The 18,260-nt window shown below is 36.2% G+C and carries 14 protein-coding genes, 1 tRNA gene and 1 pseudogene; 12 read left to right on the forward strand and 4 right to left on the reverse strand.

Annotation, left to right across the window (positions count from 1 at the left end; genetic code table 11):
- Positions 1–11 precede the first annotated feature (11 nt).
- From ACNQGH_RS07375 to ACNQGH_RS07390, 4 genes are all read left to right on the forward strand, one after another.
- Positions 12–1,148 carry a 1-acyl-sn-glycerol-3-phosphate acyltransferase gene (locus ACNQGH_RS07375; protein ID WP_417955339.1) on the forward strand — a complete coding sequence of 379 codons (1,137 nt, stop codon included), beginning with the start codon at positions 12–14 and terminating at the stop codon, positions 1,146–1,148.
- Complete coding sequence (locus ACNQGH_RS07380; protein ID WP_417955340.1) at positions 1,138–2,166, forward strand: asparaginase; 1,029 nt, start codon at positions 1,138–1,140, stop codon at positions 2,164–2,166. Before ACNQGH_RS07375 ends, ACNQGH_RS07380 begins: the two co-directional genes overlap by 11 nt.
- A 62-nt stretch (positions 2,167–2,228) precedes the next feature.
- Positions 2,229–2,313, forward strand: a tRNA-Ser gene (locus ACNQGH_RS07385).
- A 576-nt stretch (positions 2,314–2,889) separates the two neighbouring features.
- Positions 2,890–3,015 carry a hypothetical protein gene (locus ACNQGH_RS07390; protein ID WP_417955341.1) on the forward strand — a complete coding sequence of 42 codons (126 nt, stop codon included), beginning with the start codon at positions 2,890–2,892 and terminating at the stop codon, positions 3,013–3,015.
- A 108-nt stretch (positions 3,016–3,123) separates the two neighbouring features.
- On the opposite strand, the gene ACNQGH_RS07395 is transcribed toward ACNQGH_RS07390, so the two are convergent.
- The 3 genes from ACNQGH_RS07395 to gnd all read right to left on the reverse strand — a co-directional run bounded on the left by ACNQGH_RS07395 (position 3,124) and on the right by gnd (position 6,896).
- A complete protein-coding gene (locus ACNQGH_RS07395; protein ID WP_417955342.1) occupies positions 3,124–4,542 on the reverse strand; it encodes a gluconokinase in 1,419 nt (472 codons plus the stop codon).
- Positions 4,543–4,579: 37 nt separating this feature from the next.
- Positions 4,580–5,899, reverse strand: coding sequence for a gluconate:H+ symporter (locus ACNQGH_RS07400; protein WP_417955343.1), 1,320 nt, complete (start codon positions 5,897–5,899; stop codon positions 4,580–4,582).
- Positions 5,900–5,996: 97 nt separating this feature from the next.
- Positions 5,997–6,896, reverse strand: a complete 900-nt coding sequence (gene gnd / locus ACNQGH_RS07405; protein WP_417955344.1) for a phosphogluconate dehydrogenase (NAD(+)-dependent, decarboxylating) — start codon at positions 6,894–6,896, stop codon at positions 5,997–5,999.
- A 371-nt stretch (positions 6,897–7,267) separates the two neighbouring features.
- On the opposite strand from gnd, the gene ACNQGH_RS07410 reads away from it, so the two are divergent.
- Entirely contained in the window at positions 7,268–7,969 is a 702-nt protein-coding gene (locus ACNQGH_RS07410; RefSeq protein WP_417955345.1) for a porin family protein, read from the forward strand.
- On the opposite strand, the gene ACNQGH_RS07415 is transcribed toward ACNQGH_RS07410, so the two are convergent.
- On the reverse strand, positions 7,964–8,569 hold the full coding sequence (locus ACNQGH_RS07415; RefSeq protein WP_417955346.1) for a hypothetical protein: 606 nt from the start codon (positions 8,567–8,569) through the stop codon (positions 7,964–7,966). The genes ACNQGH_RS07410 and ACNQGH_RS07415 overlap by 6 nt on opposite strands.
- A gap of 302 nt (positions 8,570–8,871) precedes the next feature.
- Between ACNQGH_RS07415 and ACNQGH_RS07420 the strand changes: the two genes are divergently transcribed.
- From ACNQGH_RS07420 to ACNQGH_RS07450, 7 genes and pseudogenes are all read left to right on the forward strand, one after another.
- Positions 8,872–11,319, forward strand: a complete 2,448-nt coding sequence (locus ACNQGH_RS07420) for a bifunctional UDP-N-acetylmuramoyl-tripeptide:D-alanyl-D-alanine ligase/alanine racemase (protein WP_417955347.1) — start codon at positions 8,872–8,874, stop codon at positions 11,317–11,319.
- An 88-nt stretch (positions 11,320–11,407) separates the two neighbouring features.
- Positions 11,408–11,824: a large conductance mechanosensitive channel protein MscL gene (gene mscL, locus ACNQGH_RS07425; protein WP_417955348.1), complete on the forward strand. Its 417-nt coding sequence runs from the start codon at positions 11,408–11,410 to the stop codon at positions 11,822–11,824.
- A 261-nt stretch (positions 11,825–12,085) separates the two neighbouring features.
- Entirely contained in the window at positions 12,086–13,075 is a 990-nt protein-coding gene (locus ACNQGH_RS07430; protein WP_417955349.1) for an aspartate-semialdehyde dehydrogenase, read from the forward strand.
- 134 nt (positions 13,076–13,209) lie between these two features.
- Positions 13,210–13,560, forward strand: coding sequence for a hypothetical protein (locus ACNQGH_RS07435; RefSeq protein ID WP_417955350.1), 351 nt, complete (start codon positions 13,210–13,212; stop codon positions 13,558–13,560).
- A gap of 105 nt (positions 13,561–13,665) precedes the next feature.
- Positions 13,666–15,873, forward strand: coding sequence for a TonB-dependent receptor (locus ACNQGH_RS07440; protein ID WP_417955351.1), 2,208 nt, complete (start codon positions 13,666–13,668; stop codon positions 15,871–15,873).
- Positions 15,874–16,080: 207 nt separating this feature from the next.
- Positions 16,081–17,267 (forward strand): annotated as a pseudogene (locus ACNQGH_RS07445) (prolyl oligopeptidase family protein); the annotation flags it as partial.
- 258 nt (positions 17,268–17,525) lie between these two features.
- Positions 17,526–18,179 (forward strand): prolyl oligopeptidase family serine peptidase, encoded by a 654-nt coding sequence (locus ACNQGH_RS07450; RefSeq protein ID WP_417955414.1) that lies wholly within the window; start codon positions 17,526–17,528, stop codon positions 18,177–18,179.
- Positions 18,180–18,260: the final 81 nt, after the last annotated feature.

Consider the following 18,260-nt stretch of genomic DNA (forward strand, 5'->3'; position numbering starts at 1 on the left):
GAAAACTAACAATGCAGAAATTTGACGCTATTCGGCCGTTTTATGACTCCGAAATAAACGAGGCTCTTCAAGATGTGATTCATCATCCGATGATGAAGGCATTAATGAATTTTTCTTTTCCAGATGTTGCTGACGAAGTTTGGAAAGAACAACTCAGAAAAACGCATTCTATTCGTGATTTTCAATGTAATTTTATTTATCACTCCGTTCAGAAAGTATTAGAAAAAAGTTCTGAAGGGTTAACCACTTCAGGGTTCGAAAATTTAGAACCCAATACCTCTTATTTGTTTATTTCAAACCATCGTGATATTCTTTTAGATACCACATTATTAAATTCAGCTTTATTTGAGCATGGATTAGTGATGACTGCATCCGCGATAGGAGATAATTTAGTAAAGAAATCTTTTCTGAAGACATTAGCAAAATTGAACCGTAATTTTTTGGTCCAACGTGGCTTAACACCGAGGGAAATGCTGCAAAGTTCAAAGTTATTATCAGAATATATCGGTCATCTGTTGCTTCATGAAAACCGTTCGGTTTGGATTGCGCAACGGGAAGGGAGAACAAAGGATGGCAACGATGTCACAAATCCAGGTGTTTTGAAAATGCTGGGAATGGCATCTGATGAAAAGAATTTGATGGATTATTTCAAAAAAATCAAAATCGTTCCAGTTTCCATTTCCTATGAATACGATCCGACGGATGCTTTAAAAATGCCCCAATTAATGGCTGAAGCCAATAATGAAGTTTACATAAAAGAAAAAAATGAAGACTTCATGACAATTCTTAGCGGCGCTTTGGGACAGAAGAAAAGAATTCATATTCATATAGGGAAGGTTTTAGACACTGAAATCGATGCAATTGCTGTTGAAAATGACAATTGCAATAAGCAAATTGTAGCATTGGCACAGGTTATTGATGACGCAATATTGTGCAATTATAAATTATGGCCAACCAATTATATCGCTTATGATATTGTTAATAAAACCAATACCTATTCGCATTTGTACACAGAAAATGAGAAGTCGCTTTTTGAACGCAGGTTAGAGATGCGAATTGATCATGATAATCCAATAGCATTGGAAGGTTTTCTTGCTATGTATGCCAATCCTGTTGTGAATAAATTAAAATACCACAATGCTATCTAAAGCCAAAATACTTCTTATTTATACCGGAGGAACCATCGGTATGAGGAAAGATTTTGAAACGGGTGCGCTCAAGGCATTTAATTTCAGTAAATTATTGCAGAGAATTCCGGAGCTGAAGCAACTGGAGTGCGAAATTGAAACCATTTCATTTGAAAATCCTATCGATTCCTCGAATATGAATCCTCAAGAGTGGGCTAAAATTGCTTCGATTGTGGAAGATAATTATGCTGAATTTGATGGATTCGTGGTGCTTCATGGTTCGGATACAATGTCATATTCGGCATCAGCATTGAGTTTTATGCTTGAAAATTTATCAAAACCAGTAATCTTTACCGGATCACAATTGCCTATCGGTGATTTACGTACGGACGCCAAAGAGAATCTGATTACTGCAATTCAAATTGCTTCTTTGCGTGAAAATGGAAAATCGGTTATAAGAGAAGTTTGTCTTTATTTTGAATACAAATTATATCGTGGTAACCGGACTACAAAAATAAATGCAGAACATTTCAAAGCATTTACATCGCCAAATTATCCTTCTTTGGTAGAATCTGGTGTGCATCTAAATATGAATCCTGAATTGTTTTTACCAATACCAAGGGTTAGAAAATTGAAGGTTCATAAAATGTTAGACAATCATGTGGTCATTATAAAAATGTTTCCAGGAATAAGTGAAACTGTTTTATCAGCCATTTTCAGTATTCCAAATCTCAGAGGAATTGTTTTGGAAACCTATGGGGCCGGAAATGCGCCTACTGAAGATTGGTTTATTGAGCTCTTAAAAGAAGCGATAGAAAAAGGATTGTACATCATCAACGTTACACAATGTTCTGGGGGAAGTGTCAGCATGGGACAATATGAAACCAGTACTTCCATGAAGAAAATAGGTGTAATTTCAGGAAAAGACATCACTACTGAGGCTGCAATCACAAAATTAATGTACTTATTGAGCCAAAAAATTGCTCCAAAAGACTTCAAAACGATCTTTGAAACGGCTTTACGAGGCGAAATGGTATAATATTTAGATTTTACTTTTCTAAGTCAGTTTTTTTTGTGTTCTTTGCAACCTTGAATAAAAATAGAGAGGTGGCCGAGTGGCTGAAGGCGCACGCTTGGAAAGCGTGTTTATGGTAACATAACGTGGGTTCGAATCCCATTCTCTCTGCTGGATAATTAAAAAAACCAATCACTTATATTTGAAGCGATTGGTTTTTTTTATTTCTATTCCTTTGTACCATTTTAGCAGTGTAACTTAAATTTAGTCTGGGTTATAATTTTCACGGACAATATGAACCTTGGAAGTGTTCTTCCAGTTCAGCCCTATTTGCTAGAATCTAAAAACAGGTTGTTGTTTTAAATTGCATTTAAGCAAAGTTTAAAGACAGTTTTTTTTAGCATCGCTTCCACTAGTTTATTTCAGTATTTGCTTACTAATTTTTTGATTTAAAGAATTCCATAATCTATGGAAATTCATCCTTAAAAAATAATTTTTTTTAGCGATCAAATAAGAAAAATATTACTTATTTAACCTAAATTATGTATTTTGTCGATGATATTTGCAGTTTAAAATGAAAATTTATAATTTTGAGTAACAAATTAAGGCTCATGATGCTCTTAAATAAATATAAAAATTCCTCTAAACGCCTGATTGAATAAGTTGATAACAAAAGAAATATTTAGGGTATTTAATGCGTAGTTAAAAGAAACAGTCAAAGAAGTATTAAAGAAAAATAATTAAAAGATGGAAACAGATAATAAACAAAATAAAGTGTTTTTGTTCCTAGGTGGATTTTTTGTTGCTACTGCAAGTTTATCAGTAGCTATTTTAATGTTGGTTTCGATTTATGAAATTTATAATTATTCATAAATAGGTCGCAGAAAATAACAGAAGCTACTTAATGATAGCGACAAGGACTACAGCTAGAGCTGCTTTAAATCGTATTTGCAGATCAAAATGGCTTGCTCTCATATTGTACTAAATGTCTTTCAGTAAAGGATAAACTCGTTTGAATTTTTCAAAACGTTGTTGGTAGATTTCTTTGTGATCTTTATTTGGTAAAAAGGTTTTTCCAATGCTATTATGATTTGGAATGATACTGCCAGTAGCTTTAAACCCAATCAAAACAGCTCCCCAGGCAGAAGCTTCAATTGTTTCGGCCACGATTACTTTCATTTGAAAAATATCAGCGACCATTTGTAGCCAAAGCTCGCTTTTACCAAAACCTCCGCTAGCCATGATGGTGGTTTCATGTCTTTTTTCGGAATCAGACAGTAAGATTTCTGTAATGCTCAACAATCCAAATAAAATGCCTTCCAGTGTGGCTCGAATTAAATGGGCTTTGGTATGGATTATTCGGATACCCAAAAGTGTTCCCTGAGCAGAAGCATCCCAAATAGGAGCTCTTTCGCCCAATAAGTAAGGGACAAAAAGTAATCCTTCGGATCCCGCAGAAATTATTTTAGCTTGGTCGAACAATTCTTCAAAAGATTCGTCCGTTTTTAAGATGGATTCTTTTAGCCATTGTAAAACGATCGCACCATTATTAACCGCTCCTAATTTCAAGTACTGATTGCCCATCAAATGATAACATTGCGTTCGCATTTTAGGATCAATAAAAGGTTTGTCAATTGGTAAGCGTACCGCACCGCTGGTTCCAATGGATAATGCCATTCGGCCATCTTCCATTGCTAAAGTTCCTAAATTTGCCAGTACCCCGTCACCGCCACCAAGGATATAATGAAAGCCGTCAGAAAGTCCCTTGCTTTGATGTGTTGGACTTACAATAGGGGAAAGTTGCGATTCTTCTATTTTTAAATAATCAAGAATTCTGGTTTCCCATTGTAACGTATGGATATTCATTAAACCGGTACCAGATGCCATGGATGAATCAATTACATATTCACCAGTGAGATGGTGCCAAATGTATTCCTTGATACTGATAAATTTGAAAGTTTTTGAAAAGTGTATCGGATCATATTCTTTCAACCAGGCAATTTTGGTCATCGGGGAAAAAGTATGAATGGGAATTCCCGTTTTTTGATAAAAAAGTGCCCCCTGCTCTGATTCTTTTAGTGCTTCGGCTAGTGCATGTGCTCTGTTATCAGCCCACAAAATTGCATCGGTAAGCGGTTTTCCAGTAGTGTCGATTGCCATTATACTTTGCATAGCCGAACTGAAACTGATAAATTCAGGTTGGATTCCTTTGGTAATTTCCTCAATGCACAGTAGAACGGATGCTAAAATTTCATTTGTTTTTTGTATACTCCAGTCGGGCTTTGGGTGATACATAGGGTAGGATTGGGTAAATTGACGAATCACTTTCCCGGTCTTGTCAAAACATACCGCTTTGGTTGCAGTAGTACCAATGTCTATTCCAATGAAAAACTGTCGCATTTAATTGTTTTTTTGTTATTCTAAAACTTCCTTATTCTTATCCCACAACTAAATTTAGTAATAGTACGCCTGCCAATCCCATAACTCCTATTATGGTTTCCATGACGGTCCATGTTTTAAATGTGTCCGAAATGCTAATTCCAAAGTACTCTTTAAACATCCAAAAACCGGTATCATTTACATGCGAACACATTAAACTTCCAGCTCCTATTGATAATACCATCAATTCCGGACTTATTCCTGAACTAGCCACCAAAGGCTGCACAATTCCTGCTGCAGTTAATCCAGCTACTGTTGCTGAACCTAAGGCAATGCGAATAATAGTTGCGATTAGCCAACCTAAAAGTAATGGGGAAAGTGTTGATTGTTCAAAAAAAGCAGCTAAATCAGTACCAATTCCACTATCAATCAATACTTGTTTGAAAGCACCGCCAGCGGCAATAATCATAATAATCATCGTAGCGGAACTTAGAGCCGAACTGGATTTATCCATGATATTCTGCATTTTTCTGCCCCGTCTGATGCCTAAAAAAACAATGGCAAACAATACCGCAATGAGCATTGAAGTGGTTGGATTTCCAATAGATCCAAGTACATGACGTAGTGGAGATGTTTCACTCAGGGTTAATTCGCTCGTTGTTGCCAATGCCATTAAGATAACAGGAATTAGAGCAGTCAGAAAACTGATGCCGAAAGAAGGCATTTCGCTTTCGGTGAATGTTTTGCTTTCGAATAATCCTTTGGGCGGATGAGCGACAATTTTTTTAATGAATTCTGGAAAAACAACACCAGCAATCACTAAAGTGGGAATCGCAATCACCAATCCGTAAAGTAATGTTTTTCCAATATCAGCTTTAAAAATTACTGCAATGGCCGTTGGTCCGGGATGAGGCGGCAAAAAACCATGTGTCACCGAAAGTGCGGAAGCCATTGCGATTCCTAAATAAATAATGGGCTGTTTAGTGCTTTTTGCGACAGCGAAAACCATTGGAATCAAGATTACAAAGCCGGCATTGTAAAACATGGAAATTCCCACTGCAAAACCCGTAAGTACCATTGCCCATTTGATGTGTTTTATGCCAAAAAACCGAATCATTACGGAACTGATCCGCTGCGCAGCGCCACTATCGGAAAGAATGTTTCCCAGAATAACTCCTAAAGCGATGATCAGAATCAAAGAACCTAATGTGCTGCCAATTCCTTGTTGAAGTGAGTTAATAATATCAGGAAAGCCGATTCCTTTTATAATTCCCACAAAAAAGGACGCGATAATCAATGAAATGAAAGCATTGAGTTTTATTGCGGATATCAAAACGAGCAGTAAAAGAATACTTGCAACTAAGATCAATATTGACATAGACTTGAATGTGATAAATTAGAAATTATATAGTGTGAGTCAAATGGAGGGCAGTCTATTTTTTTTTAAACTAAATGAAATAAAAAAGGATTTTCCATTATTCATTTTTCTCTACTGCATGACCGCCAAATTCATTACGAAGGGCTGCGACTACTTTGCCTGAGAATGTGTCTTGCATCTGGGATCGGTAACGCATCATGATGGAAAGGGCAATTACGGGGGTTGGGACGCCTAAATCCAGAGCAGTTTCAAGTGTCCATTTTCCTTCACCTGAAGAGTGCATAATTCCTTTGATGCTGTCTAATTTAGGATCTTTTGAGAATGCATTTTCTGTCAGTTCCATTAGCCAGCTTCGTACCACTGAACCATGATTGAACAGTTTAGCAGTTTTTTCGAAATCAATATCAAATTCAGAATGTTCAAAAACTTCAAAACCTTCAGCGATGGATTGCATCATACCATATTCGATGCCGTTGTGAACCATTTTAGTAAAGTGTCCGCTTCCAGCTGTACCGGTATATAAATGTCCATTTTCAACAGAAATATCCTTGAAAACTTGTGACACATGTTCAAATACGGCCGGGTCTCCACCGATCATCGTACATGCACCGTTCAACGCACCAGAAGTGCCTCCTGAAGTTCCGCAATCTAAAAAGTCAATACTAAGTTCCTTCAGTTGGGAATAGCGACGTTTAGAATCTTTATAGTTGGAATTTCCGCCGTCAATGATAATATCATTTTTTTCTAAAAAGGGGATTAATGAAGTGATAACGCCGTCGACAATTTCGCCAGCGGGCACCATTAGCCAAATGACTTTTCGGCCATTCAATTTTTGACATAATTCTTTTACGGAATGTGCAGTGGTGATTCCTTTCTGACCAATTTTCGCTACGAAGTCGGTATTGACATCCTGGGCTGCTACTTCGTAACCATTTCGTTGTAAGTTAAGGGCAAGGTTGAAGCCCATTTTTCCTAATCCTATAATTCCAATTTGCATGACTATTTTTCGTTTTAAATGTATGTGAAGCTGTTTTTGAGAAAACGTTCCAATTTTTTTGTGGTAAAAATATCAGTTTTAATTTTTTAACAAGCAATTTATCATAAAAATATTTAAACTGATACAAATCAGTTAATTAATTAATTTAATTAAATTTAGTCTGCAGTTTTATTTGTGGTAGAAATTTCTTTGTTCACAATTGTTTTCAATTGGTTGAATCTCTTTTTTGAGTTTTTAGCATTAAAAGTTTATTTATCTGCATTACCTATAATAAAACCATCAAAATGGTATATTTGTAATGCTGAAATGAGAAGTAAAACCTAATAAATGGTTTGGAATTATCCGTCAGCAATCTTAAACCCAAAGACAATATGCGATTATTTCTGAGTTGTTTTCTTTTCTTTTCTATTTTTCATGTTTTTTCTCAAGAAAATGTGATTGCTGAAAACGATCCAAAAGTTAAAATTGATTCGCTATACAGAGAAGATCAATTTTATTTTGGATTTACATACAATACGTTAACAAAAAAACCGGAAGGGTTATCTCAGCGTAAATTGTCTACTGGTTTTTCAGCTGGCTTTCTCAGAGATATGCCAATAAATAAAAATAGAACCGTTGCAATAGCATCAGGTGTTGGTTTTTCTTATAATAATTACAACCAAAACCTTGCCATTTACAAATCGGATCAAACGGCTGTATATTCTATTATTGATCCCGAAACAACCTTCAGTAAAAATAAATTTTCGCAACTATTAGTAGAGGTACCTTTGGAGTTCAGATGGAGGACATCGACTTATGAGAGCTATAAATTTTGGAGAATTTACGGTGGATTTAAATTCAGTTATTTAATCTATGACCGTTCTATTTATACTGACGATCAGGGCAAAATAGTTGTTTCAGGCAATAAAGATTTTAATAAGTTTTTATATGGTGCTTATATTTCATCGGGTTATAATACGATAAATGTATATGCCTATTACGGTTTGAATTCATTGTTCAAAACAGCAAAAATTGATGGCAAACCCATCGATATGACTTCTTTGAATATTGGAATTATTTTCTACATTCTATAGCCATAAGTATAACAAAAGCAATTGCGACACACTTCCGAGGAGAAATCCGATAATCAGTTCAGTGGTTGTATGCGCTTTCATTTCTAAACGGGAAGAAGCCACTAGGCCATTCATAAGAATTAAAAAAGCAATCAGAAAAGTGCTTTGGACCTGGTAATGCAGGCTTATTCCAATAACAAATACGGTTAGGGAACTGATACCCATCATGTGTAAACTGGCTTTTGTTTTAAAAAACGATAATATTAAGGCTTGCAAAGTGCTCATTAACGCTCCCAAAAAGAAGAAATGCAACTCAGGATATCGATCTATAGTAATGCTTTTTCGAACCAATAAAATAATCAGAAACGAATGAATGAGTAATGGAATTTTACGTTGTGAGACTTCAGCAACCATTATCGAATCAATTTTTCCGGCAGCACGTAAAATAAAAAACAGCAGTACAGGAACAATTACCGTGATGATTATGATTTGGGAAAAAACGAAAATCTTTTCCTGATTGATAATAAAGGATGCATTGTAAAAAAGGTAAACAAGCGTTGCCATTACCGAAATGAATATCGGATGAAAAATATAGGAAAATATTGGCAGGATTTTTTTCAAAATTTCGAGTGTTAATTACATTAACAAATATAACAATAATGCTAAAATAGTTAATGCAAGTTTATGGTGTTTTTAACTTTTAAAGTCTTTTAAAAAGAGCTTTTCTTAGAGTTTTAATAAACAGAAATAGCTGAAAATTGTAGCATTTCAAAGTCTACATTTTGAAAAGAAGTATTATTTTTGAAGAAGTTATAGAACAAGGCTGCTTAATTGCTGTGCTTACACAAAAATTACGCTGCTTTCCTTTCGCTATAAGAATTTATGTCAACCAGTAAAATCGACAGCAGTCGCGTTGCAAATCAATGAGTCTAAAAATCCAAAATATTATTCCTCAAATTCAGGCCGAATTTGTAGGTGTCAACAGGGCCCTTTCAATAGACACTGTTTCAATCGACAGCCGCTCATTGCAAAATGGTTCGCAAACCTTGTTTTTTGCTTTGGTAGGAGCCAATAATGATGCGCACGTCTACATAAACGATCTCATTGAAAAAGGGGTTCAAAACTTTGTAGTTACGTATATTCCTGGAGGTTGCGAAACCAAAGCCAATTTTTTAGTTGTCAAAAACACATTGGAAGCTTTGCAACAATTTGCAGCATATTATCGCGGTCTTTTCCATTTTCCTGTTATCGGATTGACCGGAAGTAACGGGAAAACAATAGTAAAAGAGTGGCTTAATTTTCTATTAAGTCCTGATTATAATATTATTCGAAGTCCAAAAAGCTACAATTCGCAGGTGGGGGTTCCTTTGTCCGTTTTGGCAATCAATGAACAGCACAATCTTGGGATTTTTGAGGCAGGGATTTCTACCGGTTCAGAAATGGAAAAACTGAAACCTATTATCAAACCCACTATCGGAATTTTAACGAATATTGGTTCGGCACACGATGAAGGTTTTATAAGTTTAGAAGAAAAAATAAAAGAAAAAATGTTACTTTTTGAAGATTCAGAAGTGATCATTTATCAAAAGAATGAGACTGTTGATTCCTTTATTTCTAAAAAAGCGAAAGCATTTACTTGGAGTTTTGATTCCAAAGATGCCGATGTTTTTATCTTTCATACGGCAATTAAAAACGATAGTACAACCATTCAGTACCGATACATAACCGATTCTTTCGAATTAATAATTCCGTTTCAGGATAATGCTTCCATTGAAAATGCGATTTCGTGTTTGATGATTTTATTGTATTTTAAATATGACGGAAAGACGATTCAAAACCGAATGGAATTATTGTATCCCGTTGAAATGCGTCTTAAAGTTAAAAACGGAATCAATAATTGCAGTATAATCGATGACAGTTATAGCTCGGATTTTGAATCGCTGAAAATCGCTTTGGATTTTTTGGAAAGTCAAAATAAACGTCAAAAAAAGACATTAATACTATCTGATATTTTTCAAAGTGGTTTGTCTAATTCAGCATTGTATTCGAAAGTTGCCCAATTAGTAGTTTCAAATAAAATCACCAGAGTTATAGGGATTGGAGAAACCATTTCATCATTCGAAGATAAATTTACGAACTGTATCACTTTTAAAAATACAGAAGCATTTGTTTCAAGTTTTGAGGATTTGGATTTTGATAACGAAACGATTTTGATTAAAGGAGCACGTACCTTCCATTTTGAGGAAATTGTAGCACTATTAGAAGAGAAAACGCATGAAACTGTTCTTGAAATTAACTTGAATGCCATCAGTCATAATCTGAATTTTTTTAAATCAAAGTTGAAATCCAAAACTAAAATGATGGTAATGGTAAAAGCTTTTGGTTATGGAAGCGGAGGTCTTGAAATAGCCAAATTACTGGAACATCACAAAGTGGATTATTTGGGAGTGGCTTTTGCCGATGAAGGGATTTCGTTGAAAAATGGGGGAATTAATTTGCCAATCATGGTGCTGAATCCTGAAACGACCAGTTTTTCGGCAATTATTCAACATCAATTAGAACCTGAAATTTATAGCTTGAAGGGGTTACGAGCATTCCTGAAAATTGCGGAGCAAAAAAAATTAAAACATTTTCCTATTCATATAAAGCTGGATACCGGAATGCATCGATTGGGTTTTGAGAACAATACGATTGATGATTTGATAGCTGCTTTAAAAGGTAATCAAACGGTTACAATAAAAAGTGTTTTGTCTCATATGGCTACAAGTGACGATTTGGAACATAAAGATTTTGCGTATTCACAAATTGATCTGTTTGAGAAATTATCTTCGAAATTGATTTCGGAATTACAAATACAACCAATTCGACATATTTTAAATACTTCGGGAATCAGTAATTATCCCAATTCGCAATACGATATGGTTCGTCTCGGGATTGGTCTTTATGGCGTTTCAAATGACAGTGAAGAACAGAAGTATTTAGAAAATGTAGGAACACTGAAATCAGTAATTTCTCAAATCAGGACCATTCCTGCTGGTGAAAGTGTAGGCTACGGCAGACGATTTATGGCGGAGAAACCAACAAAAATTGCCACAATTCCGATCGGTTATGCGGATGGAATTTCAAGAGGCTGGGGCAATGGAGTTGGTTTTGTTACTATTAAGAATGAAAAAGCGACTATTCTTGGCAGTATTTGCATGGATATGCTAATGGTAGATGTCAGCGGAATTGATTGTAAAGAAGGTGATGCAGCAATTGTTTTTGGCGAAAGTCCGACGGTGAATTATATTGCCCAAAAATTGAATACAATACCGTATGAAATCCTTACGAGCATTTCGCAACGCGTAAAACGGGTGTTTTATAGAGAGTAGTTAATTGGGTAAAAGAACGTTAATTGTATTAAAATTTTTATTAAATTCGTTTTAACAAAAATTTATTTTTAACCTAAAAAAATTAACTATGGGATTTTTCGGTGATTTTAAAGCCTCTTTAATGAAAGGTGATGTGCTGAGTTTAGCAACAGCAGTTGTTATTGGTGCTGCGTTTGGTAAAATTGTTGGTTCTGCTGTAGATGACGTTATAATGCCAGTAGTAGGTTTGCTTACCGGCGGAATAGATTTTACACAGAAATTCATCACGTTAGATGGTAATAGTTATGAAACTTTGGCTGCTGCAAAAGCTGCCGGAGCCGCAGTAATTACTTATGGAAATTTAGTTCAGGCGATTATCAATTTCGTCATTATTGCTTTCTTTATTTTTGTTATCTTAAGGGCTGCTGAAAAAGCCAGAAAGAAAGAAGAAGTTGCACCTGCTGTTCCAGCCGGACCCACACAGGAGGAATTGCTTACTCAAATTAGAGATTTATTAAAAAAATAATGCCGCTTACTATATATTCTAACTAAACCGCCTCTTCGGCGGTTTTTCTTTTTGTTTAAGCTGATAAATCATAGCATATTGACGTTTTAAAAAATTAACCGCTGCTTCGCAGCTTTAAAATTAATTTTATTGTTGAGTTGCTTCAATGCTTTAATTGTTATAATTGTAACATTTTGTTATTTTTTGTGAACACGCTTGTTTTGATTTGAATATTACTTACTTTTGCCTTTCAAATTTAATACTCAATAATAAAAATATACTATGAGAATAGCAGTTGTAGGCGCTACTGGAATGGTTGGCGAAGTAATGTTAAAAGTATTGGCAGAAAGAAATTTCCCTGTAACAGAATTAATCCCGGTTGCTTCTGAAAGATCAGTTGGGAAAGAGATAGAATATAAAGGTAAAAAATATAAAGTGGTCGGTATGCAAACTGCTGTAGACATGAAAGCGGATATTGCTTTGTTTTCCGCAGGAGGAGATACTTCACTTGAGTGGGCTCCGAAATTTGCGGCAGCAGGAACAACAGTGATCGATAATTCATCGGCTTGGAGAATGGATCCAACTAAAAAATTAATTGTTCCTGAAATCAATGCTGGAGAATTGACCAAAGAAGACAAAATAATTGCTAATCCAAACTGTTCTACGATACAAATGGTATTGGTTCTGGCACCGTTACATAGAAAATACAACATCAAACGTGTTATTGTTTCTACCTACCAATCTATCACTGGAACAGGTGTAAAAGCAGTACAACAGTTGGAAAATGAATACGCAGGAGTTCAAGGTGAAATGGCTTACAAGTACCCAATTCACAGAAATGCGATTCCACAATGTGATTCTTTTGAAGACAATGGATATACTAAAGAAGAAATGAAATTGGTTCGCGAAACTAAAAAAATATTAAGTGATAATTCGATTGCAGTTACAGCTACAGCGGTTCGTGTGCCAATCGTTGGCGGACATAGTGAGGCAGTAAATGTGGAGTTTACCAATGATTTTGATATTAGCGAAGTACAAAATATATTACATCATACCGATGGTGTTGTGGTTCAGGATAACAATGATACGTATACTTATCCAATGCCAATGTACGCGCAAGGAAAAGATGATGTTTTTGTAGGTAGAATTCGTCGTGACGAAAGCCAGGAAAATACTTTAAATATGTGGATTGTTGCTGATAATCTTAGAAAAGGAGCAGCTACAAACACGATACAAATTGCAGAATATTTGATCGCTGCTAAATTAGTATAATCTAAATTAAATTTTGATATGGAGAGCCATTGCGGTGCCTCTCTATAGGTTAAATAAAAAACTACAACTTTTAACGTTGTAGTTTTTTGTTTTTAATAGGGGTACATTTTTATGTTTTGTTATCTTTGCCAAGGATGAAAAGGAATAAGCTCATAGTAAGTCTTTCTTTGGCGATTGCGGTACTGTTCTCAATACTGTTTCAGTCTTTGCATACCTATGAACATTTAGAGAAGCAGCTTTCCCAAAAGCACTGCCATCATAAATATAATGCTACCAATAAAGAGATAACCCATCAACACCACAATTTTGATCATTGTTATGTCTGTGATTTTACTTTTGGCACTTATGTTTCTCCAAAAGAGTTTTCGTACCAATTGTATTCCAGTCACAAAGAAATTCCTTATTTCTTTAAGGATAAGGAAACAGTTCTTTCGTTTTCCGGAAGTTTATATTCCCATCGCGGGCCTCCCACTGATATGGTTTAAAATATCCAGATAGGTATCGGGATATTTCAATTTCTATTTTATTTCCTAAATAATTCCGGTTTCAATCCTTTTTTGGATAGTGGTCGGGAACAACAATCATTTTCAATGAAAAAATTTATTATAGCCCTATTTTTGGGGTTTTCGGCTATGCTTCAAGCACAAAATACACTTTCGGGAATCGTAACTGATATAAAAAATCAACCCATAAAAGGCGTTTCGGTTTATGCGTCAGAACTGCATAAAGGAGCAGTAACAGACGAAAATGGAAGGTATACATTTACCAATCTCCCTAACGGAAACTTAAAATTGACTTTTACATTTATAGGGTTTGGGACACAAAATAAAACCATTGTCAGTTTACAAAAAGAAAATACACTGAATGTAATCCTCGAAGAAACAGTGTTCCAAATGGATGAGGTAATTGTTTCCACCGCTTTCAATAAAATACAATCGCAAAATGTGATGAAAGTGGAGCATCAAAGTATGAAAGAGTTGCAACGAAAAGGGACTGCCACCTTAATTGAAGGATTGGCAACGATTCCGGGTGTTTCTCAGGTTTCTACAGGAACTTCCATTGGGAAACCAGTGATTCGTGGACTGAGCGGCAATCGGGTTTTGGTATATTCACAAGGCGTACGAATGGAGAATCAACAGTTTGGCGACGAACACGGTTTGGGATTAAACGATTCAGGAATAGAAAGTGTTGAGGTGATCAAAGGACCAGCTTCGTTATTGTACGGTTCGGATGCTTTGGGTGGCGTTTTGTATTTTAACCCTGAAAAATTTGCCGATGCCAATACGTTTAAAGCTAATTTTAGTCAAAAATTATTCTCTAATACACTGGGGAGTAATTCTTCTTTAGGACTAAAAACATCAGCTGATAACTGGAAATTTCTTGCTCGTGGAAGTTATAATACGCATTCCGATTATAAAATTGCCGGGGGCGACCGAGTAACCAATACCCGCTATAATGAAACCGATCTGAAGACAGGAATTGGTTATAGTAATGCCAAATTTTCAAGTGTGCTGCGTTACAATTACAACAAGTTGGATTTAGGAATTCCGGAAGAAGGTATTGCTGAACAAACGGCCAGTAAGGAAACAGGATTTCCAAAGCAAGGTGTATTTAATCATTTATGGAGTTTGAACAATATTTTCTTTTTTCAAAAATCAAAACTGGATGTTGACTTGGGTTATGTGGCTAATGACCGAAGCGAGTTTCAAGACAGTGAAGTTGCGGTTTTGCATATGAAACTGAAAACATTCAATTACGATGCAAAATACCATTTGCCAAAGATGGGCAATGTGGAATCTATTTTTGGTGTTCAGGGGATGCACCAAACCAATACGAATTCTGGCGAAGAATATTTAATTCCTGATGCCACAACCAATGATTTTGGTGTTTTTGGAACCGCTAATTATGAGTGGAAAACTAATGTTTTACAAGCGGGATTGCGTTTCGACAATAGAAAAATCACCACCATAGAACATGGAATTGCAGGTGAGGAGGGTTATTTTAAAGCCATCGATAAATCATTTGACAGTTTCAATGCTTCTTTAGGCTACAAAACAAATCTCGCCAATGATTTGACATTGCGATTGAATCTTGCTTCCGGATTTAGAGCGCCAAACCTTGCCGAATTAACTTCCAATGGGGTTCACGAAGGAACGAATCGGTACGAAGTGGGAAACAGTGATTTGCAAACCGAACAAAACGTACAAACCGATGTGAATTTGGAATACAAAAACAGTCATTTTGAGTTTTTTGTAAATGGATTTTACAACCATATCAACAACTATATCTATACTTCACCAACAGGAACAGTGATTGATAACAATAATGTTTTTGACTACATTCAGAATAATGCGAAGTTGTATGGAGGAGAAATAGGACTGCATTTTCATCCGCATCCTTTGGATTGGTTGCATTATGAGACCAGTTTTGAAACGGTGACCGGCAAGAAACAAAATGGGGATTTTCTGCCTTTAATTCCTGCAAATAATTGGAGTAATACCATTAGAACCGAATTCAAAATTACAGACTGGCTTGAGGATGGTTTTGCCACTTTGAATCTTTCCACGACTTTTAATCAAAATAATGTGGATGGGTTTGAAACCAAATCCAATGGGTACTCTTTAGTGAATCTGGGTTTTGGAGGAAAGGTCAAACTGGGGAAAACTACTTTTGATGTCAATTTGAACGCGAATAATGTCTTAGACAAGAGGTACATCGCTCATCTTTCCCGTTTGAAAGTTGATGGAATTCCTAATATTGGAAGAAACGTTATTTTAGGCGTGAATTTTAATTTGTAACGGTATTATATTAACGCTAAAATAAGGGAAACGCTATTCGAAAGAGTAGCGTTTTTTTGAATGTTCAAGTTACAGCAGAATTTTGTACTATAAACACCAATCCTGTGATCAACCCTTTTTTAAGAATTTCTTGCGTAAGGAACGCCAACTATTTGTCTATTTTTGTACTGATTCAAATTAGAATTTAATGAAAACAAATTTTTAATAATGGCAGTTTCAACTACATCCCCTGGTCAAAACCAGAATCCCATAAAATATCCCATAACCCATAAAGGAGAAACAGTAGATGTGTATTTCGATACCAAAGTTGCCGATCCGTACCGCTGGCTCGAAGATGATAAATCGGCCGAAACGGGTGCTTGGGTAAAAGCGCAAAATGAAGTAACGTATGGTTATTTAGATCAAATTCCATTTCGTGTTGCGCTAAAAGCAAGAATGGAAAAGGTGTGGGATTACGAGAAAATAGGAGCGCCTTTTATTGAGGGAAATTACACGTATTACTACAAAAATAACGGCTTGCAAAACCAATCGGTGTTGTATAGAAAAGACGCCACAGGAACGGAAACTGTTTTCCTGGATCCAAATACTTTTTCCAAAGACGGAACCACTTCCCTTGGAGGACTCGATTTCTCCAAAGACGGTTCCAAAGTGGCTTATGCCATTTCAGAAGGTGGAAGCGACTGGAGAAAAGTCATAGTATTGGACGCCATTACTAAAAAAGTATTGGAAGACACTCTTGTCGATGTAAAATTCAGTGGTGTGTCTTGGAGAGGAAACGAAGGATTCTATTATTCCAGTTATGACAAACCAAAAGGCAGCGAATTATCGGCAAAAACGGATCAGCACAAACTGTATTCCATACTTTAGGAACTCCGCAAAAAGAAGATAAAGTGATTTTTGGTGCAGACCAAAAAAGACGCTATGTAGGCGGTAGCGTTACAGAGGACAACCATTATTTGGTAATCACCGCATCAACTTCAACGTATGGAAACGAATTGTACATCCAAGACTTGACAAAATCCAACAGTCCTATTGTGACTGTTGTGGATAATTTTAAGAGCGACAACATTATTATTGATAATGAAAGCACAACATTATTCATAGAAACTGATTTAAATGCCCCCAACAAACGGATCATTACTGTTGATTTCAATAATCCAAAACCGGAAAATTGGAAAGACTTCATTGCAGAAACTGAGAATGTTTTGACGCCGACTACCGGAGGAGGTTATTTCTTTGCGAATTATATGAAAGATGCCGTTTCGGTGGTGAAACAATATGATTACTCAGGAAAGCTGATTCGTGAAATTCATTTGCCGGACGTAGGAACTGCCGATGGTTTTGGCGGAAAGAAAAAGGAAAAAGTGCTTTATTATTCGTTCACGAATTACATTACTCCGGGTTCTATCTATTCGTTTGAACCAAAATCCGGAACTTCTGCAGTGTATCAAAAACCAAAAGTTGATTTCAATAGCGAAGAATATGAGTCCAAGCAAGTGTTTTACAGTTCCAAAGACGAAACCAAAATCCCAATGATTATAACTCATAAAAAAGGATTGAAACTTGACGGTACAAACCCAGCAATGTTATATGGTTATGGTGGATTCAACGTAAGTCTGACGCCAAGTTTTAGTATTGCCAATGCCGTTTGGATGGAAAACGGAGGTGTTTTTGCCGTACCCAATTTACGTGGCGGTGGAGAGTATGGAAAAAAATGGCACGATGCAGGAACCAAAATGCAAAAACAAAATGTCTTTGATGATTTCATTGCAGCAGCGGAATACCTGATTGTCAAAAAATACACCTCTCCGCAATTTCTTGCTATTCGTGGTGGGTCAAACGGCGGACTGCTTGTGGGCGTTACCATGACACAGCGTCCGGACTTGATGAAAGTTGCTTTGCCAGCGGTGGGCGTGATGGATATGTTGCGCTACCACACCTTTACCTCAGGCGCAGGTTGGGCATACGATTATGGGACCGCACAGGACAGCAAGGAAATGTTTGACTACATCAAGGGCTATTCTCCCGTACACAACATAAAACGGGGAACGCACTATCCGGCCACGATGGTCACCACAGGTGATCACGATGACAGAGTAGTGCCCGCACACAGTTTTAAATTTGCTGCCGAATTACAGGAAAAACAAACCGGAACAAACCCGGCCCTAATCCGAATTGACATCAATGCTGGACATGGTGCAGGAAAATCTGTGGCGGCGACCATTCAGGAAAACGTTGACATACAAGCATTTACTTTGTACAATATGGGTATAATGGAATTACAAAAGTTAAATAATTTGGGATGATAGTGAGGATTTATCCTGGAGAGTGTCAAAATAATCAAGGAATATTTATTATCACAATGTTTTATTAATTCACTCGGTTTT

Source organism: Flavobacterium kochi (genome assembly GCF_048286715.1).
Lineage (GTDB): Bacteria > Bacteroidota > Bacteroidia > Flavobacteriales > Flavobacteriaceae > Flavobacterium.

Bases quoted from the DNA above. Each gene is read 5' to 3' on its own strand.
- ACNQGH_RS07375 (WP_417955339.1), top strand. From the start codon at position 12: ATGCAGAAATTTGACGCTATTCGGCCGTTTTATGACTCCGAAATAAAC.
- ACNQGH_RS07380 (WP_417955340.1), top strand. From the start codon at position 1,138: ATGCTATCTAAAGCCAAAATACTTCTTATTTATACCGGAGGAACCATC.
- ACNQGH_RS07390 (WP_417955341.1), top strand. From the start codon at position 2,890: ATGGAAACAGATAATAAACAAAATAAAGTGTTTTTGTTCCTAGGTGGA.
- ACNQGH_RS07395 (WP_417955342.1), bottom strand. From the start codon at position 4,542: ATGCGACAGTTTTTCATTGGAATAGACATTGGTACTACTGCAACCAAA.
- ACNQGH_RS07400 (WP_417955343.1), bottom strand. From the start codon at position 5,899: ATGTCAATATTGATCTTAGTTGCAAGTATTCTTTTACTGCTCGTTTTG.
- gnd (WP_417955344.1), bottom strand. From the start codon at position 6,896: ATGCAAATTGGAATTATAGGATTAGGAAAAATGGGCTTCAACCTTGCC.
- ACNQGH_RS07410 (WP_417955345.1), top strand. From the start codon at position 7,268: ATGCGATTATTTCTGAGTTGTTTTCTTTTCTTTTCTATTTTTCATGTT.
- ACNQGH_RS07420 (WP_417955347.1), top strand. From the start codon at position 8,872: ATGAGTCTAAAAATCCAAAATATTATTCCTCAAATTCAGGCCGAATTT.
- mscL (WP_417955348.1), top strand. From the start codon at position 11,408: ATGGGATTTTTCGGTGATTTTAAAGCCTCTTTAATGAAAGGTGATGTG.
- ACNQGH_RS07430 (WP_417955349.1), top strand. From the start codon at position 12,086: ATGAGAATAGCAGTTGTAGGCGCTACTGGAATGGTTGGCGAAGTAATG.
- ACNQGH_RS07435 (WP_417955350.1), top strand. From the start codon at position 13,210: ATGAAAAGGAATAAGCTCATAGTAAGTCTTTCTTTGGCGATTGCGGTA.
- ACNQGH_RS07440 (WP_417955351.1), top strand. From the start codon at position 13,666: ATGAAAAAATTTATTATAGCCCTATTTTTGGGGTTTTCGGCTATGCTT.
- ACNQGH_RS07450 (WP_417955414.1), top strand. From the start codon at position 17,526: ATGGAAAACGGAGGTGTTTTTGCCGTACCCAATTTACGTGGCGGTGGA.